Below are 21484 nucleotides of genomic sequence, written 5' to 3'. Positions count from 1 at the left end.
GCGGTGACCTCATTGTCATGAGTGCTCAGGGGCGCGGGTGGGAGGGGAAGCCAGGTCAGGAGGTGGGCAGCCAGACGCGCATGCTGCCGTCCTGCCGGTTCGCCCAGGCGTAGTAGGGGATCGCTGTCAGCTCGACGGGTTCGCCGTGCTGCGGCGCGTCGTCGTCCGGCGAGGTGGGCCGGTAGGGCCACCAGTCGCCGTCCGGGAGCCGTCGGCGGTGACCGGCGGCAACGACCGTGGTGACACCGCCGAGCAGGTCCGGGCGGGGCTTGACGGCGAGCGGGCGCGTGATGTCGAGGACGATGTCGTCGAGGCCGCCGGTGGGTTGGTCGACCTCCTCCAGGCAGTACACGAGCGGGCCGCGTTCCACGGCCACACAGCCCCGTACGGCGTCCACCCGCGGGTCGGCCACGGTGAGGCGCGGTTCGAGGCCGAGTTCCAGGACGACCCGGTCGCCCGGCGCCCAGCTGCGCTCCAGGCGCAGCCAGCCGTCCGTGACGGGGGCATCGGTGTGGTCGTACACCTCGGTCCCGCACCGCACCCGGTACTCGCGGCACCACTGCGGGATGCGCAGCGACAGCGTCCAGGGCCGGTCGAGGGGGGTTTCCTCGACGGTCAGGGAGATCGCGCCGTGCCAGGGGTAGTCGGTCTCGGCGCTCACGGCGACGGGCGTGCCGTCCAGGTCGGCGGCGTAGCGGCCGGTGACGTACTGGTGGATCTGCAGGCCCTGTCCGTCGCTCGACGACAGGTAGTGCTCCAGCGAGGCCAGCAGGCGCATGACGTTCGGCGGGCAGCAGGCGCACCGGAACCAACGGGTACGGCGCGCCGACTGGTCGCCCCCGGTGTCCGTGTGACCGTCGCGGACCTGGAGCGGGTTGACGTAGAGCCAGCGCTCGCCGTCCAGGGAGACACCGGCGAGGAAGCCGTTGTAGAGGGTGCGCTCGATCAGGTCGCTGTAGCGGGCCTCGCCGGTGAGCAGCGCCATGCGCCAGCTCCACTGGACGGAGGCGATGGCGGCGCAGGTCTCGCAGTAAGCACGCTCGTTGGGCAGCTCGAACGGGTCCCCGAAGTCCTCCTGGTCGTGGTGCGCGCCGAGACCGCCGGTCAGATGGGTCTTCGTGCTGGTCATCGCCCGCCACAACCGCTCGGCGGCGGCGCGCAGTTCGGCGTCCCCCGTCTCGGTGGCCAGGTCCGTCGCGGCGGCCAGCAGATAGAGCTGGCGTACGGCGTGCCCCTCGACGTCGGTCGCCTCGCGCAGCGGCACCCGGTCCTGGCAGTAGGCCTCGCCGCCGAGCAGGCCGTGGCCGAAGCGGTCGACGAAGTAGCCGGCGAGGTCCAGGTAGCGGCGTTCGCCCGTCTCGCGGTACAGCTCGACCAACGCGGTCTCGACCTCGGGGTGGCCGTCCACGCCGTCGATGGGTCTGCCGCTGGACGGCGGACCGAAGACCGAGTCGACATGGTCGGCGAACCGGCGGGCGACGTCGAGGAGTTCGGGGCGTCCGGTGGCCCGGTGATGGGCGACCGCTGCCTGGATCAGGTGTCCCGCACAGTACAGCTCGTGGCCCCAGCGCAGATCCTGGTAGCGCTCACCGCCCTTGACGAGCTGGAACCAGGTGTTGAGATAGCCGTCGGGCTGCTGGGCCTCGGCGACGAGGGCGATGATGCGCTCGACGTGGGCCGAGAGGTCGTCGGTCGGCTCCTGGGCGAGCTGCCAGGCCGCCGCTTCCAGCCACTTGTAGACGTCCGTGTCCACGAAGGGGTACGCGCCCTGGAACTCTCCCGCGGCCGTGCCCGCCGCCAGCCGCAGGTTGTGCAGGTTTCCCGCCGACTCCAGCAGGTCCGGGCCCTGCGGGATGGAGGTGTGGGCGTTGGCCGCACGGCGGCCGTGCCAGAAGCCGGTGCTCACGGCGGCACGGGCGGGTCGCAACGCGGCATGGGCGTCCGGGCCGAGGCGGACCGGGCCCGCTGGGGCGCCGGCCCGCTCGAACGGGGCCGAGGGGTCGGGGGAGGGCACGGCGGAGCGTGTGCGGGGCATGGTTCTCCGGGAGGGTGGAGGCGGAACGGTGTTCGGCAGGGCGAATTCGGAGCTTGTTTGAGCAACCGTTTTCCTGCCTCGAAAGTAGAGGGTGACCGGGGGAGTGTGGTCAAGAGGCGTGCCCGCAATATTTTTCCTTTGCCCGTGGACTGGAACTCGGCGTTGGCGCCTGCGAGCATGAGCGGACCGCTGCCGTCGACAGCGACGTCAAGGATGACGTCGGGGAAAAGGATTGCTCGTGACCGTTGCTCCAGGATCTCCTTCCGCCGGCCGGGCCAAGCTCGCGGATGTCGCCGCGCTGGCAGGTGTCAGCGTGGGCACGGCTTCGAAGGCGCTGAACGGCGGCGGCCGGATGCGGCCCGAGACCCGGCAGCGGGTGCTGGACGCCGTGGAGAGGCTCGGGTTCCGGCCCAACCAGCAGGCGCAGAACCTGCACACCGGCAGGAGTTGGACGGTCGGTCTGATGACGACGGACGGCATCGGCCGTTTCAGTACGCCCGTCCTGCTCGGCGCCGAGGACGCACTGGGCGCGGGGAAGATCTCCGTGCTGCTCTGCGACACCCGGGGCGACACCATCCGCGAGCAGCACCACCTCCAGAACCTGGTGGACCGCAGGGTGGACGGCATCATCGTCACCGGCCGCCGGACGGACCCGCGCCCCCCGCTGAAGGGCGTCGAGCCGATACCCACCGTCTACGCACTGTCGCCGTCGACCGACCCGGCGGACACGTCCGTGGTCTCGGACGACCGTGGCGGCGCCCACCTCGCGATCGAGCACCTGCTGTCGATCGGCCGCACCCGCATCGCCCACGTGACCGGCCCCGAACACCACGCGGCCGCGCGCGACCGCGCCCAGCACGCGGTCGAGGCACTGCAGCGCTCCTCACGTGAACTGGCCACCGGCCGCGTCCACTTCGGGGAGTGGAGCGAGGCATGGGGACGGCGCGCCGCCGACGCGGTCCTGCGCACGGCACCGGACACGGACGCCTTCTTCTGCGGCAACGACCAGATCGCCCGGGGCGTGGCGGACACCCTGCGCGAACGCGGCCGCGACGTCCCCGGTGAGATCGCGATCGTGGGCTACGACAACTGGGACACCATGGCGCTGGCGTGCCGCCCACCCCTGACCACGATCGACATGGACCTCACGGAGATCGGCCGCATCGCCGCGCTGAAGCTGCTGGAGGCCATCGACGTCGGACCGGCCAGGGGCGTGCACACCGTCCCGTGCCGCCTGGTGGTGCGCGAGTCCTCGTGACCGTCGCCGCTTGCGGAGGCCCCCTGGTACCGCCAAACGCCCGAGAGCTACCTCGCCGGCCGCCACCTTCGCGCCGCGATGATGTGCATCAAAGACCTCGCCCGCAGCAACCCTTGGTCGCGATTCGATGCATTCCTAAAGGCATGGACATGATCGGCGACGGATCAGTATCGTGCTTCCCGACCAGCCTGTCGGTGATCCACAACCGACGGCGCGCGGCCGGCCTGACCAGCCGGCCCGAACAATAGGGGATCTTGTGCTCAACAGGAAGACGTTCGGTAAGAGGAAGCTCACCTCGCTCCTCTCGACACCGCTGCTGCTCGGCGGCATCGCCATGGCCGCGCCCATCGCCCTGGCCACCCCGGCCAGCGCCGCGCCGCACGGCTGCGGGTTCCATGAGATCAACACCTACTCGATCAGTTCGACCTGCAACTTCGGCCCGGGAGAGCAGCGGGCCAAGATCCGCTGCACCGACGGCATCAACGGCAATGTGTCCATCGTCTACGGGCCGTGGAAGCAGTGGTACCAGAAGTCCGTGGCCGTGTGCGGCGCGCCCCAGCGGACCAACGCGAGGTTCATCGACACGCAGGTCAGGGACTGAACTCACGCAGGCCAAGCGGCTGAAGCAGGATTTTCCTCAGGCTTCCAGTCGTGATCAAGTGAGTGTCTGCAGGCGGTCGTTGACCCAGATCGTCGCGGCGCGAAGGTGGAGGTCGGCGAGGTAGCGCTCCGGTGTCTAGTCGTACCGGGTTGCGATGCCTCGCCAGGCCTTCATCGTGGCGGGTGGCCTCGGCGGTCTACTGCGCGGCGAGGTGATCTGCCAGGCGCGCGGTGTCCGCGTCCGTCCAGCCGGGCGGCCGGGTGATCTGCGCCCAGGCGCTGGTGGGCATCGCCCCGTAGCGGTGCCCGTAGCCGTCGGGGACGCTGTCCGCGCCTGCGAGGTCGCAGGCCACCTGCCAGAAGGTGACCAGCGGGTACCACTGCATGGCGGGGGAGACGTCGCGGGCCCGCGGCCGGTCCAGCCAGTCGGGCTGGTGGAAGGCGAGGCCGGGCGACCACCAGATCACCGGGTCCGAGCCGTTCTGCAGGTAGACCGTACGAGGCTGCCGCCAGGGCGCGTTCGGGATGCCGTAGTCCTCGGGGACCTGCGCGAAACGTACGGCGACGCCTCGGTCGACGACGGGGCGCCATGCGGGGCTGCCCGCCTCCCGGTCCGCTGTGATCTTCTTCCACAGCGGATTGCTGTAGGTGGGGCCGATGAACAGGGCCCCGCCGGTTTCGGACGTGAGCGCCGGCAGGGAACCGCCCACCGCGGTCTCCATGGCGTAGGAGCCGAGGCTCTCGCCGTAGACGACCAGGCGGGGGCGCGAGTCGGCCGGTAGGGTCTGCCACTTGTCGTGCACGGCGTCGAACAGCGCCCGGCCCGCGTCGGCGGCCTCGTCCTCGGTGAGGACGGAGACCCAACTCGGCAGGTATGAGTACTGCATGGCCACCAGAGCGCTGTCGCCGGCCCACATGTACTCCAGCGGTCTGCTGCCCTGGTCGTTGACCCAGCCCGTTCCGGTGGTGCCCATGACGGCGAGGACCTTGCGGGAGAAGCCGCCGGTGCGCTCCAGTTCACGTACGGCCAGCGCGGCCCGCTCCTTGAGGGTGTCGGCCGATCGCAGCCCGACGTAGACCCGTACCGGATCCTTCACGGTGCGCCCCTCTGCGAACGGGGCGAGTTCGGTGCGGGGAGTGACGCTGCCGATGAAGTCGCGGCCCTTGGCCCCCAGGCTGTCCCACGGCGTGGCGGAACCCGGGCCGCCCGACAGCGTCGCGAGGTCCGGCCGGACGATGCCCTCCGTGGTGCCCTGGTCGGTGAGCGAGGCCGCGCTCTCGACGACACGCAGGGCCGTCGAGAGCAGGAAGCCCTGGACCACGCCGACGATGACGAGAGCGATCAGCGCCGTACCGGTGGCGTACGCGACGGGGCGGGGCACGTGCGCTCCGAGAGCGTGGGCGACGATGCGCGTCGCCAGCCGCACGGTGCGGGCCGCCAACAGCAGAAGCGCGGTGATCACCGCGGCGACGAAGGGCACCCACATCCACTGCCACCACGCCACGTGCGGGTCCATCGCCACCGCCCGCCGCACCTCTCTCTGCCATCCCGCGCTCCGGGCCGTCACCACCACCACGGCCAGGGCGGCGAGAGTGCCCAGCACCGGCCACATGGCCCGCCGCGCGCCAGGGCCCGGATCGGTGCCGGCCCGTCGGGCCAGGGCCCTGGTCGCCGACTCCAGCACGGCGCCCACGGCGTAGCCGACCGCCGCGGTGACACCGGCGGCGAGCCCTTGCAGCCACCAGGCACGCGGCAGCAGCGACGGGGTCAAGGACAGGCAGTAGAAGGCGGTCGCCATGGCGGTCCCGCCCCAGGACGGGGCACGCCGGACGACCGGCGCGGGGCCCGCGTGACGGCGCGCCCAGTCCTTTACGCGACCCGGCGTGCGCGGTGGCATCGCGCTCAGTACCGCTGTGCCTTGGCGATTTCTGCGGTCAGCTGAGGCTGGGCGGGCTTCCGGCTGATGGCGAGCGGCTGGGCTCTCCCGCCGGGTTTCAGATCCTGTGCGCCGACGTAACGGGTCTCGACGACCTTTCCGTCGGGGTCCCGGAAGTCGACCTGCACCGCATACGAGGCGGTCTTGTCCGTCTTGTTGGTGATGTTCACGACGAGAACGAGCAGACCGCCCGTCTGGGAGCGCGGCTTGCCGGTGAGCGCCACCTCGGACGTCGCGTTGCCCCGGCCGTCGACGCCCGCGAGTTCCTTGCGCGCGGCCGCGTTGGCGCGCTCCACGTCGGCCGAGACCGAGGCCTCGAAGGCCGATGCCGCGGCAGAGGCGGACGAGGCCGCGGCCGACGCCGCCGCCCGGGCGGACTCCTTGACGGACGCGCCGATCGAGGCGAGCGCGGAGGGTGAGGTGCCGGAGAACGACGCGGTGTCGGGCCCGGTCGGTGTCGGGCTGAACGTCGAACCGCTGTCGCGGTCGCTGTCCGTGCTGCAGGACACGAGGGAGGCCGTGCCCAGCGCCGCCGTGACGAGCCCGGCAAGCGCGACCGCGAGCGAGTGCCGGCGTCGCGGTCTCTTCCTCCCAGGTCCGACAACACTCATGGCATACCTTCCTTTTCCTGTCGGGCGGTGGGTGCGGCCGCGGGGTCTCCCGGGCGGACGGAGGCGGTCGTGCGGCGCTTCAGTCCGCCTGCCCGGCGAGGTGCTCGGAGAGTTCCTTCTCGTCCTCGTCCGTCAGCGACGTCTTCAGGACGGTGCCGCCGAACGGCTGCATGGCGGAGGCGAACTTGTCCTCGGTGATCTTCGAGGCCATGACCACGACGGCCGCCGAACCGGGCTTGAGGAGCTCCTGGACCTGGTCCCGGAAACGGTCGTCGACGCCTGACTTGGCGAGCTTGCCGAACAGACCGCCGAAGGCGGCGCCCGCGAGCAGGCCGACGCCGGGGACGAGGAAGAGCAGGCCGAAGACGGTGCCCCAGAGGGCTCCCGACGCGGCCGAGACGCCGACCAGCCGGTTGGGGGTGTCGACGTGGGTCCTGCCCTCCTGGTCGACCGAGACCACGGCGAGTCCGGTCAGGTTGACCACGAAGTCCTTCTGCAGTCCCTGAACGGCCTCGTACGCGTTGTCGGCGACCTGCGGGTCGTCGTAGCCGATCACGATGAGTTCCGACAAGGCGTCCTCCTCGGTACAGAAGCAAGCGGATATCCGGATTCATATGGTTTGGACAGATACATCCTGCATGTCGGTGGCTGGCGAGGCCACTCCGGCCGCTGCGCCGTGATGTGCTTTTGTCGCTAATGTCGCCTTGGTCAGCTGGGCAACCGCCTGAACGCGACAGCGATCGAGGAGTTGGCCTTGAGCGACGATTCGCAGAGCGACGGCACGGAGAACCGCAACCGCCCCGCACATGAGCCCTCACTCGCCGACGCCGTCCTGCCCATGGTCGTGCTGGCCGTTCTCGTGGCGGGCTCCCTCGCACTGTTCGGACTGGACGCCCTCGACGGACCGATCCAAGTCGCCCTGGTCCTCTGCGCGATGGCCGCCGCTCTGGTGGCGATGAAGAACGGCCACACCTGGCAGGCAGTCCAGCGTGCGGGGCAGGGCGCGCTGTCCTCGATCACCAGCGCGGTCTTCATCCTGCTCGCGGTCGGTGCCCTGATCGGCGTATGGAACCTCTCCGGCACGATTCCGACGCTCGTGTACTACGGCATCCAGGTGCTCTCCCCGAGCTGGTACTACGCGACCACGGCCGTGATCTGCGGCGCCATCGCGATGAGCATCGGCAGCTCCTGGACCACGGCGGGCACCATCGGGGTGGGCCTGGTCGGCATCGCGGACATGGTCGGAGTCTCCGCCGCCATCACGGCGGGTGCCGTCATCTCCGGCGCCTACCTGGGCGACAAGCTCTCACCTCTGTCCGAGACGACCGTGCTCACGGCTCAGATGGTGAAGGTCGACGTCCACGAGCACATCAAGCGGCAGGCGTGGACGTCCCTGCCGGCGTTCCTGATCGCCTTCGTCGTCTTCGTCGTCCTCGGCCTGGTCAAAGGGCCCGACGTGCACAATCCCGTGGGCGAGGACATCGAGCTGCAGAGCCTGGGCGACATCTACCACATCACGCCGCTCAACCTGCTGCCCCTGGTCCTGCTGGCCGTCCTGTCGATCCGCAAGGTGCCGGCCACCCTGGCGCTCATCTCCTCCGCGCTCTTCGCGGGCCTCCTCGGCGCGTTCCTCCAGCCCTCGGTGATGCGGGACTTCGTCGAGGGCTCGGGGAACGTGGTGACCGAGTCGGTCAAAGGTGTCTGGCGCGCGATGGCCAACGGGTTCTCCATCAGCTCCGGCATCCCGCAGATCGACAGCCTCCTGTCCCGCGGCGGGATGGACAGCATGCTGCTGACGTTGTGGCTGATCATCGGCGCGGTCACGTTCGGCGCACTCCTGGAGGAGTTCGGGCTGATCGCGCGACTGGTCGATCCGCTCATCCGGTCGGCCACGACCACGGGCCGCCTCTTCCTGACGGTGTTCGTGTGCGCGTTCGGGCTGAACGTGGTCGCCGGCGACCAGTACATCGCCCTGGTGCTGCCGTCCCGGATCTTCCGGCTGGAGTTCGCCAAGCGCAATCTCGCCCCGACCAACCTGTCCCGTCTCGCCGCCGACAGCGGCACGGTGACCTCCGCACTCGTCCCGTGGAACTCGTGCGGCGCCTTCATGGGCGCCGTCCTGGGCGTGGCCACCCTCTCCTATGTGCCGTACGCCGTCTTCAACTACGCCAGCCCAGCCCTGAGCGTCCTCTACGGCATCACAGGCTTCAAGATCGAGAAGACCGACCTGTCGGAGTCGGAGCACGAGGGGAAGAAGAGGAGCTCCGGCAGTTGGCCGTAAAAAAATGCAAGACATTATGAAATGTCCGAGGGTGTCACTGTTCACCGTTCATCTCGACGACCAGGGGCGACCAGGCGGCAACAGCCGCACCACACCGCACCGAGCAGGTGGAACATGAGCCAGGCCGAGGCCACTGAGAGCTCCAACGCAGCGTCGGTCGCGGCCAAGTTGACCCTGCCGACGCTCACCGCGATGGTCGTCGGCTCCATGGTCGGCGCCGGTGTGTTCTCCCTGCCGCGTCGCTTCGCCCAGGAGACCGGAGTCGCGGGCGCGCTCATCGCCTGGGTGATCGCGGGCACCGGCATGCTGATGCTCGCCCTGGTCTTCCAGACCCTGGCGATCCGCAGACCCGACCTCGACGCCGGTGTGTACGCGTATGCCAAGGCGGGCTTCGGCGAATACCTCGGCTTCTTCTCCGCCTTCGGCTACTGGGCCAGCGCCTGCGTCGGCAACGTGACGTACTGGGTGCTGATCATGTCGACCGTGGGCGCCGTGGCACCTTCGCTGGGGGAGGGGGACACCGTCCTGGCGGCGGTTCTCTCCTCCGTCGGGCTGTGGGGGTTCTTCCTGCTCATCCGGCGCGGAGTCAAGGAGGCCGCGGCCATCAACAGGATCGTGACGGTGGCGAAGATCGTCCCGATCCTGGTCTTCATCGTGCTTGCGCTCTTCTACTTCAAGGCGGACGTCTTCGCCGACAACTTCGGCGGCGCCGACTACGCAGGCTCCCTGTTCAACCAGGTCCGCGGCACCATGCTCGCCACGGTCTTCGTGTTCCTCGGCGTCGAGGGCGCCAGCGTCTACTCGCGGCACGCCAAGCGCCGCGAGGACGTCGGACGCGCCACCATCCTCGGCTTCCTGAGCGTCTTCGCCGTCTTCGCGTCGGTCACCATCGTGTCGTACGGCCTGATGCCGATGAGCGAGATCGCCGAGCTGCGCCAGCCGTCCATGGCGGGCGTACTGGAGCACGCGGTCGGCACCTGGGGCAAGGTCTTCGTCAGCGTCGGGCTCATCGTCTCCGTGCTGGGCGCCTATCTGGCGTGGACGCTGATGGCCGCCGAGGTGCTGTTCGTGGCCGCCAAGGACAACGACATGCCGCGCTTCCTGCGCCGGTCCACCGCCGCCGACGTCCCCGTGCCCGCACTGCTGATGACCACGCTGCTGTCCCAGGTCGTGCTGGTCATCACGCTGTTCTCCGATGACGCCTTCAACTTCGCACTCGACCTGACCAGCGCACTGTCCCTGATCCCCTTCGTCCTCGCCGCGGGCTTCGCCGTGAAGATCGCGACGGCGGAACGCGGCACGCCGGCCGAGGCCCGCAGCGGGCACACCCGCGAACTCGTCGTCGCGCTGCTCGCCACGGTGTACATGCTCTTCCTGCTGTACTCCGCCGGGCTGAAGTACGTCCTCGTGTCCTTCATCGTCTACGCACCCGCCACGATCCTGTTCGTCATGGCCCGCCGTGAGCGGAACAGGCGCCTCTTCTCGCCCCGTGAACTCGTCATCCTCGCCGTCTCGATCGCCGGGGCAGTGCTCGGCGTCGTCGCGCTGGCGGTGGGCTGGATCGAGATCTGACCCGCCCCCTGCACGGACGAAACAGCTCCCAGAAAGGCACGACATGGCAGCCCAGGCCCCCGCCACCGCCTCCCAGCCCCCGTTCGGCGTCCACTCGGAGGTCGGCCGGCTGCACAAGGTGCTGGTCTGCGCACCGGGCCTCGCCCACCGCAGACTCACCCCCACCAACGCCGACGACCTTCTCTTCGATGACGTCATGTGGGTGGAGAACGCCCAGCGCGACCACGCAGACTTCGTCGGCGAACTGCGCAGGCAGGGCGTCGACGTGGTGGAGTTGCACGACCTGCTCGCGCAGACCATGGCGAATCCCGAGGCGCGGGCCTGGCTGCTCGACCGGAAGATCGTCGCCAACCAGGTGGGCACCGGCCTGATCGACGACACCAGGGCCTTCCTGGAGACCCTCGCGCCGCAGCAGCTCGCCGAGTACCTCATCGGCGGTCTGGCCACCGCCGACCTTCCGGAGGAGTTCCGCTCCGGGTACCTCGCCCTCGTCCGCGAGTCCACCGGCGTACGCGAGTACCTGATGCCGCCCCTGCCCAACACGCTCTACACGCGCGACACGACCTGCTGGCTCTACGGCGGCGTCACCCTCAACCCGCTGTACTGGCCCGCCCGTCACGACGAGACCCTGCTGATGAAGGCGGTCTACGCCTTCCACCCGGACTTCGTGAACTCCTCCGTCTGGTGGGGCGACCCCGAACAGGACTGGGGGCAGGCCACGTTCGAGGGCGGCGACATCATGCCGGTCGGCAACGGCGTCGTCCTCATGGGCATGAGCGAACGCACCTCCCGGCAGGCGATCACACAGGTCGCCGCGGCACTGTTCGCGAACGGCGCCGCCGAGCACGTCGTCGTCGCCGGCATGCCGAAGCTGCGCTCCGCGATGCACCTCGACACCGTCTTCACCTTTGCCGACCGCGACCTGGTGACGCTCTACCCGACCATCATGGACGCGGTGCACACCTTCTCCCTGCGCCCCGCCGACAGGGCACCCGGCATCGAGATCACCGACGAGGGCGCGCGGCCGTTCGTCGACGTCGTGGCCAAGGCGCTCGGGCTGGCCAAGCTGCGCGTGGTGGAAACCGGCGGCGACGTCTACGCCTCCGAACGCCAGCAGTGGGACAGCGGAAACAACGCGGTCGCCCTGGAGCCCGGCGTGGTCTTCACCTACGACCGCAACACCCAGACCAACACCTTGCTGCGAAAGGCCGGGGTCGAGGTCATCACCATCGTCGGCGCCGAACTCGGCCGCGGGCGCGGCGGCGGCCACTGCATGACGTGCCCGCTCATCCGCGAGCCCGTCGACTTCTGAGCGCAGGCATGGTGTCCACGGTGCGCCGTGCGACCGCGCGGCCGCTCCCCACCAAGGTTGCTGTCGCGGTCGTGGTCGCCGTACTGGTGCTCACCAACCTGGCGAACAACCGCTGGGCGCGCTCCTGGATCCTGCTCACCGCGGTCGTCGTCTCCGCGGTGCTGATCGGGATCATGTTCCGGGCCGGTGGCGGCTGGGCCGACATCGGCCTGGCCCCGGGAACCCTCGGCAGCGGACTGCGCTGGGCCGCCGCGCTCATCGGGATCGTCGCGGTCGGCTACCTGTGCGCGGCCGTACTGCCGTTCACCCGCGACCTGTTCGAGGACCAGCGGACCAGCACGCTGAGCGGGGCCGAGGTCGCCCTGCGCGTACTCGTCACGGTCCCGCTCGGCACCGTACTGCTGGAGGAGATCGCGTTCCGCGGCGTGCTGTACGGGTTGGTGCTCAGGATCCGCCCCGTCCTCACGGCGACACTGTTCTCGTCCGTGCTGTTCGGCCTCTGGCACATCCTCCCCTCACTCCACCTCACCGACGACAAGCCCGCACTCGGCTCACTCTTCGGCCACTCGGTCCTCGGCGCGGTCGTGGCCAACATCGGCTCCGTGCTGTTCACCGCCGCATCCGGCTGCCTGTTCTGCTACCTGCGCCACCGCAGCCGCAGCCTGCTCGCCCCGATGGCTCTGCACTGGGCGACCAACGCCCTCGGCTACGTGTTCGGCTTCCTGCTGCGCTAGGGGGCTTCCTGCCCGGGCCGGTCAGACGACGGCGTCGGTGCGCAGCGCCGCGATGGCCTCGGGGTCCCGGCCCAGTTCGGCGAGGATGGCGTCGGTGTGTTCGCCGACAGCCGGGACGGGGTCCATGCGCGCGGGCACGCCCGCCAGGTCGGCCGGCGGGAGCAGGGCCTGCACGGTCGCGCCGGGCACCGCCACCTCGCGCCAGCGGTCGCGACCCGCCAGGACGGGGTGGTCGAGGAACTCGGCGACGTTGTTGACCCCGGCGCAGGCGACCCCGATGTCCTCCAGGTCCTTCATGACCTCCTCGGCGTCGGAGCGGGCGATGCGCTCGGCGACGACGACGTTCAGTTCCTCGCGGTGGGCCACCCGGTCGGAGCCGGTGGCGAAGCGCGGGTCGTCGGTCAGCTCCGGCCTGCCGAGGAACTCCGCGCACAGCGCAGCCCACTCGCGCTCGTTCTGGATGGAGAAGAGCACGTCCTTGCCGTCGGCGGCGGTGTAGGTGCCGTACGGCGCGATGGTGGGGTGCTGGGTGCCCAGGCGCGCCGGCTGCCGGCCGCCGTACTGGGTGTAATAGGCGGGCTGGCACATCCACTCCGCCAGCGCCTCGAACAGCGACACCTCCACCGGGTGCACCGCGCCGGTGGTGGCCCGGGTGAACAGGGCGGTGAGGACACCGCTGTAGGCGTACATGCCCGCGGCGATGTCGGCTACGGAGATCCCGGTCCGCACCGACTCCTCGGCGGTGCCCGTCAGCGACACCAGGCCTGTCTGGCACTGCACCAGCAGGTCGTACGCCTTGCGGTCGCTCCAGGGTCCGGACGTGCCGTAACCGGAGATCGTGCACGGGATCAGCCGTGGGTAGCGGCGGGTGAGCGCGTCGGTGCCCAGGCCGAGCCGTTCGGTGGCGCCCGGGGCCAGGTTCTGCAGGAACACATCGGCGCCGTCGAGGAGTTGGTGCAGGATCTCACGGCCCCGCGGATCCTTGAGGTCCAGTGTGAGGGACTCCTTGGACCGGTTGAGCCAGACGAAATAGCTGGAGTGGCCGTGCACCGTCGTGTCGTAGCGGCGGGCGAAGTCGCCGTCACCCGGCCGCTCCACCTTGATCACGCGGGCGCCGAGGTCGGCGAGCTGCCGGGTGGCGTAGGGGGCGGCCACGGCCTGTTCGAGACTGACCACCGTGATTCCGGACAGGGGGAGCTGCTGCACCGTCACGCGTCCTGTTCCTGGTCGACATGGGGTCCTGTCGACAGGCCCTCTGCGCTGCTTTGTACGGCTCGTCCCGAGCACCTGTCAACGGTGGCCCGGCCGCCGCCCTCGCCTGCGTCGTTGCGTAGGCTTCGTTCGCTGGAACCCGCCGGTGCGGTGGAGGACGTGCGGCGGCTCTAGGGACTGGCCGTCGCAGATGTGCGCGAAGTCCCGGTGCGGTGGTGAGCATGGCGGGCAGGACGGTGCGGTCGGAGCAGGCCAACGCGACCAGGGAGCTGATCCTGACGGCCGCGGAGCGGCTCTTCGCCGAGAACGGGGTGTACGCCGTCTCGAACCGCCAGGTCAGCGAGGCCGCGGGCCAGGGCAACAACACCGCCGTCGGCTACCACTTCGGCACCAAGGCCGACCTCGTCCGCGCGATCGCCCGCAAGCACTCCGTGCAGATCGAGCGGATCCGCGCACGGCACCTCGCGGAGATCGGCGACTCCACGGACGTACGGGACTGGGTGGACTGCCTGGTACGTCCGGTCCTGGAGCATCTGGCGGAGCTCGGCAGCCCTACCTGGTACGCGCGTTTCTGCGCCCAGGTGATGACGGACCCCGCACTACAGGAGATCATGGTCGAGGAGTCCCTCGCCGCCGCTTCACTGCGGCCGATCATCGAGGGCCTGAACCGCTGCCTGCCCGACCTGCCGGGCGAGGTGCACGCCGAACGCGGTGCCATGTCACGCCAGCTGATCGTCCACATGTCCGCCGAGCGGGAACGCGCGCTCGCCGAGAACACCCCCACGCCCCGCGCCAACTGGCACGACGCCGCCACCGGCCTGATCGACGCACTGCTCGGGCTGTGGCTGGCGCCCGTCACCCACAGGTCCTGACGGTGTAGGTCAGGTGGGTCACCCGGGATGATGCGTCCGCGCGGGTCTGGTCGAGGGTGAGGCGGTCCGGGTCCACGCGGTCGAACAGGCGGATGCCGGTGCCGAGCAGTACGGGCGCGAGGGTGATCGAGAACTCGTCGATCAGGCCGCTGTCCAGGTACTCCTGGATCGTCTCGGCGCCGCCTGCGATGCGGACGTCGCGGTCGCCGGCGGCCTTGCGGGCCTGGTCGAGGGCGCTGTTGATGCCGTCGTTGACGAAGTGGAAGGTCGTGCCGCCCGGCCGCTCCCACGGGTCACGCCTGGTGTGGGTCACGACGAACACCGGAGTGTGGAACGGCGCCTCCTGCGGCCATGCCGGCTAGCCGGCGTCGAACATCCGCTTGCCCATGACGCTCGCGCCGGTGCGCTCGTACGTCGCCCGAGCGATGTCGTTGTCGAGTCCTTCCTCGCCGCCCTCGCCGAGCTTGAGGTTCTCCCGGAAGAACCGCTGCGGGAACGCCCACGCCTGCAGCTGCGACCACTTCGTCATCCAGCGCCGGACCCTCGGGTCGTTTCGGCCTTCGGGCGAGAAGACGAGCTCGACGGGCACGGCCTCCGGCGCCATGAACCCGTCCAGCGACATCGTCACGCTGAAGAACACCTTCCCGGCCATCAGCCTTCCGCGCCCTTCGGCGCGGTCTGGCTCCGGGTGACTTCGGCGACGTAGGCCGCCAGGTTGCGCAGCGTCTGCTCGCCGCCCTCGATCGCGTGGTACTTCTCCACCGCCTCGTCGCGCAGTTCCTTGGTGGGGAACACCGTGCGCATCACGATGCGGGTCCCGTCGCCGGCCGGCTCGAAGGCCAGGACCGACTCGAAGGCGTTGGGGTCGTCGCGGGACTCGCCGTGCAGCAACGCGATGCGTTCCGGCGGGACGATCTCCCGCCAGGTGATCCACTCCTGGTAGTCGGTCCCGTCCGGCCCGTGCATCACGAAGTCCCAGGCCCCGCCCACGCGGAACTCGAAGGACCGCGTCGTGGTGGTGAACCCCTCCGGTCCCCACCACCGCGACAGGTGCCGGACCTGCGTGAACGCCTCGAACACCAGCTCCCGTGGGGCGCCGATGGCTCGCGAGATCACGACCTCGCGGGCCGCGATCGCGCCGTCAGGCTCTCCGTCGCTACTGGTCGTCGTCATCCGGTGGTTCCTCCTGCCTTGCCTGATTCAGGTCTCGCACGTACTCGTCCAGCCGGTCGAAGGTCTCGTTCCAGAACCGCTCGAAGCCGCCCACCCACTCGTGGACCGGCCGCAGACCCTGGGCGTCAAGGCCGTACAGCCGCTGCTTGCCCACCCCGCGGACCCGTACCAGCCCGACCTCGCGGAGCACCCGCAGGTGCTTGGACGCCTGCGGCTGGCTCATCCCCAGGTCGCGCGCCAGCTCGGTCACGGGCCGCTCGCCGCCCCGCAGCAGCACCAGGATCTCCCGCCGCTGCGGTTCGGCGATCGCGTTGAACGCGTCCGAGGTCGTCGCCGCTCGTGCCATGACGCCATCGTATGCCTATATAGGCATGTGTCAACGGCTGCGTGACCAACGACCGGCACGGCCCGACTGTTTTGCCGGGACCCGGTGAGTTTTCCCTGCTTAAGCATCGGGGCGGAATGGAGAGGGCGAAGTCGCGGTGTCGCGTTTCTTCAAGACCGCGATCAACAGCCGCTTCTAGAATTCGACCATGGATAAAGTCGAGCTTCTTGCGGGTGTCCTGTCCAAGACCGGCGACCTTGTCGAGGGCGTCGACGCCGACCAGCTCGGCCTCCCCACTCCGTGCGCCGACTACGACGTCGAAACCCTGGTCAACCACATCGTCGGGTGGCTCCAGCTGTTCGAGGCCGGCTGCCACGGCCGGGTCCACGAGGGCGACGCTGCGAACCACAGGTGCGGCGACGACCCCGCAGCCGAATTCCGCGCTGCCGCGGCAGGCCTCGTTGCCGGGTGGGAGAAATACGGCTTCGACCGCGAAGTCGCCGTCACCGGCAGCAACAAACTGCCGGCCGAAGCGGTGTTCAACATGACGCTCATGGAATACCTGACCCACGGCTGGGACTTGGCGGTCGCCACCGCGCAGCCGATCCCCTTCACCGACCAGGAAGCGGCGGAAACCCTGACCCGTGCCGAGGCCACCCTCCCGCCGGAGTACCGGGGCAAGGACATGGCCTTCGGCGAGATCGTTCCCGTCGGCGATGAGGCGTCAGCTGTGGATCGGCTCGTGGCATTCCTCGGACGCGAGCCGGTACCGTCCCCGTAGCCGTTCGGCTAACCGTCTTCCTCGTCATTGGGGGGCGGGACAACCAGGTCGCGATCGGACCTCTGGATCTTCGTCATGGCCGCATGGTCGTCGGCCTTCTTCCCCGCGGCCAGAACCTTGGTCCCGCCGACCACTGCCTCGCTTCCGAAGTACGCGATGATCACGGTCATCACAACCCAACGGAAGTCACCCATCAACTGGTGGGCATAGTCCTGCTCGGCAGTCTCATTACTGGCGGCACCTGGAACTCTGCCGGACGTTGCCGGGTGCTGGACAGGTTTCTTGTCCGCCCCGCTGTCGATCGCGGGAACTGTGAGCACGAACGCCAGCATCACGAGGAATGTCAGCAGGAAACTTGATGTGATGGCGATCCGCGCTCGTCGAGAGGCGATGTAGAAACCGCCGTAGGACATGATGGCGACGATGGCGAGCACTCCGCCTACGACTTGGGCCGGGGACAGACCGTTCTGCCAATTGAACAGATCGACCAGCCACAGCAGGATTTCCCCGAGAACAACTGCGCCTCCGCAGACGACAATCGTCCACCAAATCGGAGCGTTCCTGGCCTGATCGATCACATTCGCGAGAACTGGTTCCTTCTTGGACTTGGTCTTGTCGACTGCTTGCCCCTGACGGGCTTGTCCTTCTGGATCAGGAGAACTCTTGAGTGGGTCTTCACCGGCCCTGCCTGGAACGGGCGGGTCCTCCGTCATGGCGCTCAACCCCTTTCAGGGCAGCAGCCAGGCGGAACGAGTAGGTCCCCTGAGTAGCCGTTCGACACCGACCACCCTGGCCGCGTCCATGTCATCAGGCTACGCCCGGTGAAGGTCCCCGTCAGTTCGAGCGACTCAAGAGTGCGGTACAGCGGGACATCCGCAAGTGTCGCGGCAGCCGGGGCGGTCGGCCCGCTGGTTACGCCAACGCGGTCCACTGGCGCAGGAACCCGGCACCGACACCGCTGCCGCTTTCGGCCCGCGGGCTCATGACGTGTTCGGCGGGGCGGCGTTCAGAGCCACCGCTGTGCTGCCTCGACGCTGTCCCCGCCATGGGTGTTGAACGCGATGGCGGCCTGGGGCGCGTGGCGGCGGATCAGGTTCACGATGCGCTCGAAGAGGGGAAGCAGCTGTTCGGCCTTGCGGATCCCGCCGCCGATGACCACGACATCCCACGGGTGCCCGGTCAGCGAGGAGATGAGGATGGACTCGGCCGACTCGTCGAACACGACCAGCGTCATGGCCGCCTCGATGCCGTGCTCGCCGAACCGGGCGAGTTCCGCATCCAGAGCCGCGCGAAGAGCCTCTCCGTCGACGCCTGGTATCGCTTGCGGGTCGTAACCAACAACGAGAGCAGAAGACATACGGCCAGCGTAGCGGGCCCTACCCGAGCATGATCCGCACCCCTAGGGGGTGTTTTGAAAGTCCCGCACAGCACCCACGGCGCCCGGCACGCGCCCTCGCCGCACCGGCCGAAGCCCCAAGTACGTCCAGTACGAGGGCCTTCGTCCGGCACGCCGAGGGCACGCACCGAACACCGCGGGCACCGCACAGGACTTTCAAGACACCCCCTAGCCGTCCCGCGCCCACGGCCGCAGCTTCTCCGGATTGCGGACCGCCCAGATCCGGGTGACGAGACCGTCGGTGACATCGAACGCGGCAACGGTCATGACGACTCCGGCACGCTGGGCCACCAGGCCCGGCGCACCGTTGACCGAGCGCTCCAGGAGTTCGAGCCCCGGAGCCTTGTCGGCGATGGCGACCATGTACTGGGCGATGCGCGCGCCGCCTTCGATCGGGCGCAGCACGGCACCGACCATGCCGCCGCCGTCTGCGGTCATCACGGCGGCCGGGTCGAGGAGGTCGACGAGGGCCGCGATGTTCTTCGTCTCCCATGCCTCTTTGACATGCCGCACCGCTTCGGCCTGTCCGGCCGCCGTCACGGGAGCGCGCGCGACGCCCACCCGGCGCCGCGCGGAGGCCGCCAGCTGCTTGCAGGCCGCAGGGGTCCGGCCGAGGACGCCGGCGATGTCGGCGAAGGGGTAGCGGAAGACGTCGTGCAGGACGAACGCCACCCGCTCGGCGGGCGTCATCGACTCAAGGACGATGAGGAAGGCCATGGTCACCGATTCGTCCAGGACCATCTGGTCGGCGGGGTCGGTGCCCTGGCCGTGGTCCCACTCGGCACGGTCGGGCAGCGGCTCGGGCAGCCACGCGCCGACATAGCGTTCACGCCGGACCCGCGCCGAGCCGAGTACGTCCAGGCAGATACGGCCGGTGACCGTCGTCAGCCAGGCGCCGGGGGACACGATCTCCCGCTGCCGGCTTCGTGGCAACGCGTACCAGCGCGCGTAGGCCTCCTGCACGGCGTCCTCGGCCTCGGCCAGTGAACCGAGCAACCGGTAGGCGACATTGATCAGTTGGCGCCGCTCGCCGGCTATCTCACCGGCGAACTCATCGGTGTTCGTCCCAGCCATCCCCGTGCCCCCGACCGCCTCGTCGCCTTACCTTTCGCGGGCCCGCGTCGTCGGGCTGATGAGACCTTATCGATCTACTGCCTCCGGGCGGAACAGGGGACCGTGACATGGCCACCCAGGCGACGACACAGCGCAGCTTCTCGTTTCTGCAGATCGCGATCATCCTGCAGACTTTGACGATCTTCCTGCAGGCGGTCTCCGCCGGGTTGTTGCTGACCGCGTCCTACGGAGAGACGCTGCACAGCGTCGGAGCCCGCGTGATGTACGGGGCCTCGATGCTGTACGTGCTTGCCGCGGTGCTGGCGTGGAAGCCGGGCGGCGGCTCCCCCCGGCCCATCTGGCACGCGTCCGGCTTCCTTGCCCTCGCCTCGGTGCAGGTCGTGCTCGGCATCGCCCACGTACCGTCGGTCCATCTCCCCCTGGGCGTCCTGATGTTCGGGCTGAGCGTGCTGGCGCTGGCACGGCGCTGAGGATGTCAGGCGTTTGGACGGCGCATCGGAGCGGAGACGGCGTGAGGCGCCGTCCACCGGTCATTTCTCCGGCCGTGCTCCGGAGGGCAGGGGTGCGTTGGCGCGCAGATGCTCTCTGAGCCACTGTTCGGTGTTGCTCACGTGCAGCAGGGCGGCGGCCTGGCTGAGGGCGGCGTCGCGGGTGGCCAGAGCCTTGAAGATCGCCTCGTGTTCGGCGAGGGTCCGGCCCGAGGCCTGGTCGTCCACGAGACCTCTCCAGATGCGGGCGCGCAGTGTGCGGCCGGAGATGCCCTCCAGAAGGGTCAGGAGTGTCTCGTTGCCGGTGGCGGAGACGACGGCGCGGTGGAAGGCCACGTCATGGGCGTTGAGCTGCTCGACATCGTCACGGGCCTCGCGCATGGCGTCCAAGTGCTTCTTCACTTCGGCCAGTTGCTCGTCCGAGATGCGCGTGGCGGCGAGTGCGGTGGCGAGCGGTTCGAGGAGACGCCGCACCTCCATGAGGTCCTGCAGGGCGCCCGAGTCGCCCTGCAGCAGCTCCACCGCTCCGCCGAGCCCCTCCAGAAGCAGGCTGGGCTGCAGGCTGGTGACGTACGTGCCGTCACCCCGCCGGACTTCGAGGATCCGTGCGACGGCCAATGCCTTCACCGCTTCGCGGGCGAGGTTGCGGGACAGACCCAGCTGGGCGGCCAGGTCCGGCTCCGGCGGGAGCTTCGACCCCGGGGGCAGCGCCCCGGTGCTGATCAGCTCACGGATCTGCTCGATGGCCTTGTCCGTCAAAGACACCGCGAACCTCTCTCCTGCGTGTTCGCGGCGGGCACGCCCGCCCTGATGAGCCCCTGGGCACGAAGATCGTCCCAGACGTCTTCGGGGATGTGCTGATGGTGGAGTTCCACGTTTCGTCCGACCTGCTCCGGGTTCCGCATACCGAGGGTGACATTGATGATAGTGCGATGCGTGTGGGGGAAGGCGATGGCGGCGGCGGGCAGGGTCGTACCGTGAGCCTCGCAGATCTCGGCGATCGCCAGGGCGCGGGCGACCAGGTCCGGTGGGGCGTCCTCGTAGTCGTACTTCATGCCCTCGGCGGGCCGGTCCAGGGAGAGCAGGCCCGAGTTGAACACACCGACCGCCACCACATTCTTGCCCGTCTCCTGAGCTGCCGGCAGCACGTCGTCCAACGCCGACTGGTCGAGCAGGGTGTAGCGCCCGGCGAGCATCACGATGTCGGCGGCGGTCTCGCGCAGGAAGCGGGCGAGCATGGCCGTCTGGTTCATGCCGGCCCCGATCGCGCCGATCACCCCCTGATCGCGCAGGTCCGCCAAGGCGGGCATGGCCTCCTCGGCGGCCTGCCTCCAGTGGTCGTCGGGGTCGTGCAGGTAGACGACGTCCAGACGGTCCAGCCCCATGCGCTCCAAGGTCCCCTCGATGGAGCGGAGCACCCCGTCACGGCTGAAGTCCCACTGCCTGCGCAAATCGTCCCGCACCACGAACCCCTCGTCATCGACGCCGCGAGGCCGCTCGTTGGGGACGAGCAGGCGGCCGACCTTCGAGGAGACGACGTACGCCTCACGCGGCCGGCCCCGCAACGCCGCGCCCAGCCGCTGTTCGGAGAGACCGAGTCCGTAGTGCGGTGCCGTGTCGAAAGAGCGGATGCCGGCTTCCCAGGCGGTCTCGACCGCGGCCTCGGCGTCGCGAGCGGAGGTGACTCGGTAGAGGTTGCCGATGCCGGAGGCCCCGAAGCCGAGTTCGGTGAGCTCGACAGAGGTGTTCGTGATCTTCCGGCGTCCGATGGACTGTCTCAAGGGTGCTCCTCGGGAGTGCGGGTGGTGCGGGCCGCTGTGCGA

The 21484-nt window shown here is 69.4% G+C and carries 23 protein-coding genes; 9 read left to right on the top strand and 14 right to left on the bottom strand.

Going from position 1 to position 21484, the window contains the following annotated elements:
• Nucleotides 1–55: 55 nt before the first annotated feature.
• A complete protein-coding gene (locus ACN6LB_RS31780; RefSeq protein WP_445028860.1) occupies nt 56–2035 on the bottom strand; it encodes a glycoside hydrolase family 127 protein in 1980 nt (659 codons plus the stop codon).
• Between the two features lie 238 nt (nt 2036–2273).
• On the opposite strand from ACN6LB_RS31780, the gene ACN6LB_RS31775 reads away from it, so the two are divergent.
• A complete protein-coding gene (locus ACN6LB_RS31775; RefSeq protein WP_356145719.1) occupies nt 2274–3293 on the top strand; it encodes a LacI family DNA-binding transcriptional regulator in 1020 nt (339 codons plus the stop codon).
• Nucleotides 3294–3549: 256 nt separating this feature from the next.
• Complete coding sequence (locus tag ACN6LB_RS31770; RefSeq protein WP_356145716.1) at nt 3550–3894, top strand: hypothetical protein; 345 nt, start codon at nt 3550–3552, stop codon at nt 3892–3894.
• A 196-nt stretch (nt 3895–4090) separates the two neighbouring features.
• On the opposite strand, the gene ACN6LB_RS31765 is transcribed toward ACN6LB_RS31770, so the two are convergent.
• The 3 genes from ACN6LB_RS31765 to ACN6LB_RS31755 form a co-directional block, all read right to left on the bottom strand.
• Nucleotides 4091–5692 (bottom strand): alpha/beta hydrolase, encoded by a 1602-nt coding sequence (locus ACN6LB_RS31765; protein ID WP_445028859.1) that lies wholly within the window; start codon nt 5690–5692, stop codon nt 4091–4093.
• A 104-nt stretch (nt 5693–5796) separates the two neighbouring features.
• On the bottom strand, nt 5797–6441 hold the full coding sequence (locus ACN6LB_RS31760) for a hypothetical protein (RefSeq protein WP_445028858.1): 645 nt from the start codon (nt 6439–6441) through the stop codon (nt 5797–5799).
• Nucleotides 6442–6520: 79 nt separating this feature from the next.
• The gene (locus tag ACN6LB_RS31755; RefSeq protein ID WP_445028857.1) at nt 6521–7012 is read right to left on the bottom strand and encodes a DUF1269 domain-containing protein; all 492 of its coding nucleotides are present in this window, start codon (nt 7010–7012) and stop codon (nt 6521–6523) included.
• A gap of 183 nt (nt 7013–7195) precedes the next feature.
• Here ACN6LB_RS31755 and nhaC point away from each other — a divergent pair, with 183 nt between their 5' ends.
• From nhaC to ACN6LB_RS31735, 4 genes are all read left to right on the top strand, one after another.
• Complete coding sequence (gene nhaC, locus ACN6LB_RS31750; protein ID WP_445028856.1) at nt 7196–8722, top strand: Na+/H+ antiporter NhaC; 1527 nt, start codon at nt 7196–7198, stop codon at nt 8720–8722.
• Nucleotides 8723–8836: 114 nt separating this feature from the next.
• Nucleotides 8837–10294, top strand: a complete 1458-nt coding sequence (locus tag ACN6LB_RS31745; RefSeq protein ID WP_445028855.1) for a basic amino acid/polyamine antiporter — start codon at nt 8837–8839, stop codon at nt 10292–10294.
• Between the two features lie 43 nt (nt 10295–10337).
• Nucleotides 10338–11606: an arginine deiminase gene (locus ACN6LB_RS31740; protein ID WP_445028854.1), complete on the top strand. Its 1269-nt coding sequence runs from the start codon at nt 10338–10340 to the stop codon at nt 11604–11606.
• A gap of 20 nt (nt 11607–11626) precedes the next feature.
• On the top strand, nt 11627–12340 hold the full coding sequence (locus tag ACN6LB_RS31735; RefSeq protein WP_445028853.1) for a lysostaphin resistance A-like protein: 714 nt from the start codon (nt 11627–11629) through the stop codon (nt 12338–12340).
• A gap of 21 nt (nt 12341–12361) precedes the next feature.
• On the opposite strand, the gene ACN6LB_RS31730 is transcribed toward ACN6LB_RS31735, so the two are convergent.
• Nucleotides 12362–13552: a CaiB/BaiF CoA transferase family protein gene (locus ACN6LB_RS31730; protein ID WP_445028852.1), complete on the bottom strand. Its 1191-nt coding sequence runs from the start codon at nt 13550–13552 to the stop codon at nt 12362–12364.
• A 221-nt stretch (nt 13553–13773) separates the two neighbouring features.
• Here ACN6LB_RS31730 and ACN6LB_RS31725 point away from each other — a divergent pair, with 221 nt between their 5' ends.
• Nucleotides 13774–14424, top strand: coding sequence for a TetR/AcrR family transcriptional regulator (locus ACN6LB_RS31725; protein WP_445028851.1), 651 nt, complete (start codon nt 13774–13776; stop codon nt 14422–14424).
• On the opposite strand, the gene ACN6LB_RS31720 is transcribed toward ACN6LB_RS31725, so the two are convergent.
• Genes ACN6LB_RS31720 through ACN6LB_RS31705 form a run of 4 tightly spaced genes read right to left on the bottom strand, consistent with a single transcriptional unit; the run spans nt 14408 to nt 15943 of the window.
• Nucleotides 14408–14737, bottom strand: a complete 330-nt coding sequence (locus ACN6LB_RS31720) for a dihydrofolate reductase family protein (protein WP_445028850.1) — start codon at nt 14735–14737, stop codon at nt 14408–14410. The genes ACN6LB_RS31725 and ACN6LB_RS31720 overlap by 17 nt on opposite strands.
• Nucleotides 14738–14782: 45 nt before the next feature.
• Nucleotides 14783–15076 carry a hypothetical protein gene (locus tag ACN6LB_RS31715; protein WP_445028849.1) on the bottom strand — a complete coding sequence of 98 codons (294 nt, stop codon included), beginning with the start codon at nt 15074–15076 and terminating at the stop codon, nt 14783–14785.
• Nucleotides 15076–15597, bottom strand: a complete 522-nt coding sequence (locus ACN6LB_RS31710) for an SRPBCC family protein (protein ID WP_445028848.1) — start codon at nt 15595–15597, stop codon at nt 15076–15078. The genes ACN6LB_RS31715 and ACN6LB_RS31710 overlap by 1 nt, the downstream gene beginning before the upstream one ends.
• Nucleotides 15581–15943 carry an ArsR/SmtB family transcription factor gene (locus ACN6LB_RS31705; RefSeq protein ID WP_356145675.1) on the bottom strand — a complete coding sequence of 121 codons (363 nt, stop codon included), beginning with the start codon at nt 15941–15943 and terminating at the stop codon, nt 15581–15583. Before ACN6LB_RS31705 ends, ACN6LB_RS31710 begins: the two co-directional genes overlap by 17 nt.
• 187 nt (nt 15944–16130) lie before the next feature.
• Between ACN6LB_RS31705 and ACN6LB_RS31700 the strand changes: the two genes are divergently transcribed.
• Nucleotides 16131–16703: a TIGR03086 family metal-binding protein gene (locus ACN6LB_RS31700; RefSeq protein ID WP_445028847.1), complete on the top strand. Its 573-nt coding sequence runs from the start codon at nt 16131–16133 to the stop codon at nt 16701–16703.
• A gap of 8 nt (nt 16704–16711) precedes the next feature.
• Here ACN6LB_RS31700 and ACN6LB_RS31695 read toward each other — a convergent pair whose 3' ends face one another.
• From ACN6LB_RS31695 to sigJ, 3 genes are all read right to left on the bottom strand, one after another.
• On the bottom strand, nt 16712–17416 hold the full coding sequence (locus ACN6LB_RS31695; RefSeq protein WP_445028846.1) for a hypothetical protein: 705 nt from the start codon (nt 17414–17416) through the stop codon (nt 16712–16714).
• Between the two features lie 293 nt (nt 17417–17709).
• Nucleotides 17710–18060 carry a hypothetical protein gene (locus tag ACN6LB_RS31690; RefSeq protein ID WP_445028845.1) on the bottom strand — a complete coding sequence of 117 codons (351 nt, stop codon included), beginning with the start codon at nt 18058–18060 and terminating at the stop codon, nt 17710–17712.
• 207 nt (nt 18061–18267) lie between these two features.
• Nucleotides 18268–19173, bottom strand: a complete 906-nt coding sequence (gene sigJ, locus ACN6LB_RS31685) for an RNA polymerase sigma factor SigJ (RefSeq protein WP_445028844.1) — start codon at nt 19171–19173, stop codon at nt 18268–18270.
• Between the two features lie 107 nt (nt 19174–19280).
• On the opposite strand from sigJ, the gene ACN6LB_RS31680 reads away from it, so the two are divergent.
• The gene (locus tag ACN6LB_RS31680; RefSeq protein WP_356149072.1) at nt 19281–19643 is read left to right on the top strand and encodes a hypothetical protein; all 363 of its coding nucleotides are present in this window, start codon (nt 19281–19283) and stop codon (nt 19641–19643) included.
• 60 nt (nt 19644–19703) lie between these two features.
• Here the strand turns inward: ACN6LB_RS31680 and ACN6LB_RS31675 are convergent, their stop codons facing one another.
• Together ACN6LB_RS31675 and ACN6LB_RS31670 are read right to left on the bottom strand one after the other, a co-directional pair.
• Complete coding sequence (locus ACN6LB_RS31675; protein WP_356149075.1) at nt 19704–20426, bottom strand: FadR/GntR family transcriptional regulator; 723 nt, start codon at nt 20424–20426, stop codon at nt 19704–19706.
• Complete coding sequence (locus ACN6LB_RS31670) at nt 20417–21430, bottom strand: aldo/keto reductase (RefSeq protein WP_445028872.1); 1014 nt, start codon at nt 21428–21430, stop codon at nt 20417–20419. Before ACN6LB_RS31670 ends, ACN6LB_RS31675 begins: the two co-directional genes overlap by 10 nt.
• Between the last annotated feature and the right edge of the window lie 54 nt (nt 21431–21484).

The organism is Streptomyces sp. SAS_270, from assembly GCF_052543295.1.
Note: the sequence above shows the minus strand (reverse complement) of the source record. Positions and strands in the feature narration are given on the sequence as shown.

Excerpts from the sequence above, each read along its gene's own strand:
- ACN6LB_RS31780 (WP_445028860.1), bottom strand. The coding sequence starts at position 2,035 with ATGCCCCGCACACGCTCCGCCGTGCCCTCCCCCGACCCCTCGGCCCCG.
- ACN6LB_RS31765 (WP_445028859.1), bottom strand. The coding sequence starts at position 5,692 with ATGGCGACCGCCTTCTACTGCCTGTCCTTGACCCCGTCGCTGCTGCCG.
- ACN6LB_RS31760 (WP_445028858.1), bottom strand. The coding sequence starts at position 6,441 with ATGAGTGTTGTCGGACCTGGGAGGAAGAGACCGCGACGCCGGCACTCG.
- ACN6LB_RS31745 (WP_445028855.1), top strand. The coding sequence starts at position 8,837 with ATGAGCCAGGCCGAGGCCACTGAGAGCTCCAACGCAGCGTCGGTCGCG.
- ACN6LB_RS31740 (WP_445028854.1), top strand. The coding sequence starts at position 10,338 with ATGGCAGCCCAGGCCCCCGCCACCGCCTCCCAGCCCCCGTTCGGCGTC.
- ACN6LB_RS31725 (WP_445028851.1), top strand. The coding sequence starts at position 13,774 with ATGGCGGGCAGGACGGTGCGGTCGGAGCAGGCCAACGCGACCAGGGAG.
- ACN6LB_RS31715 (WP_445028849.1), bottom strand. The coding sequence starts at position 15,076 with ATGGCCGGGAAGGTGTTCTTCAGCGTGACGATGTCGCTGGACGGGTTC.
- ACN6LB_RS31710 (WP_445028848.1), bottom strand. The coding sequence starts at position 15,597 with ATGACGACGACCAGTAGCGACGGAGAGCCTGACGGCGCGATCGCGGCC.
- ACN6LB_RS31705 (WP_356145675.1), bottom strand. The coding sequence starts at position 15,943 with ATGGCACGAGCGGCGACGACCTCGGACGCGTTCAACGCGATCGCCGAA.
- ACN6LB_RS31700 (WP_445028847.1), top strand. The coding sequence starts at position 16,131 with ATGGATAAAGTCGAGCTTCTTGCGGGTGTCCTGTCCAAGACCGGCGAC.
- ACN6LB_RS31695 (WP_445028846.1), bottom strand. The coding sequence starts at position 17,416 with ATGACGGAGGACCCGCCCGTTCCAGGCAGGGCCGGTGAAGACCCACTC.
- ACN6LB_RS31690 (WP_445028845.1), bottom strand. The coding sequence starts at position 18,060 with ATGTCTTCTGCTCTCGTTGTTGGTTACGACCCGCAAGCGATACCAGGC.
- sigJ (WP_445028844.1), bottom strand. The coding sequence starts at position 19,173 with ATGGCTGGGACGAACACCGATGAGTTCGCCGGTGAGATAGCCGGCGAG.
- ACN6LB_RS31680 (WP_356149072.1), top strand. The coding sequence starts at position 19,281 with ATGGCCACCCAGGCGACGACACAGCGCAGCTTCTCGTTTCTGCAGATC.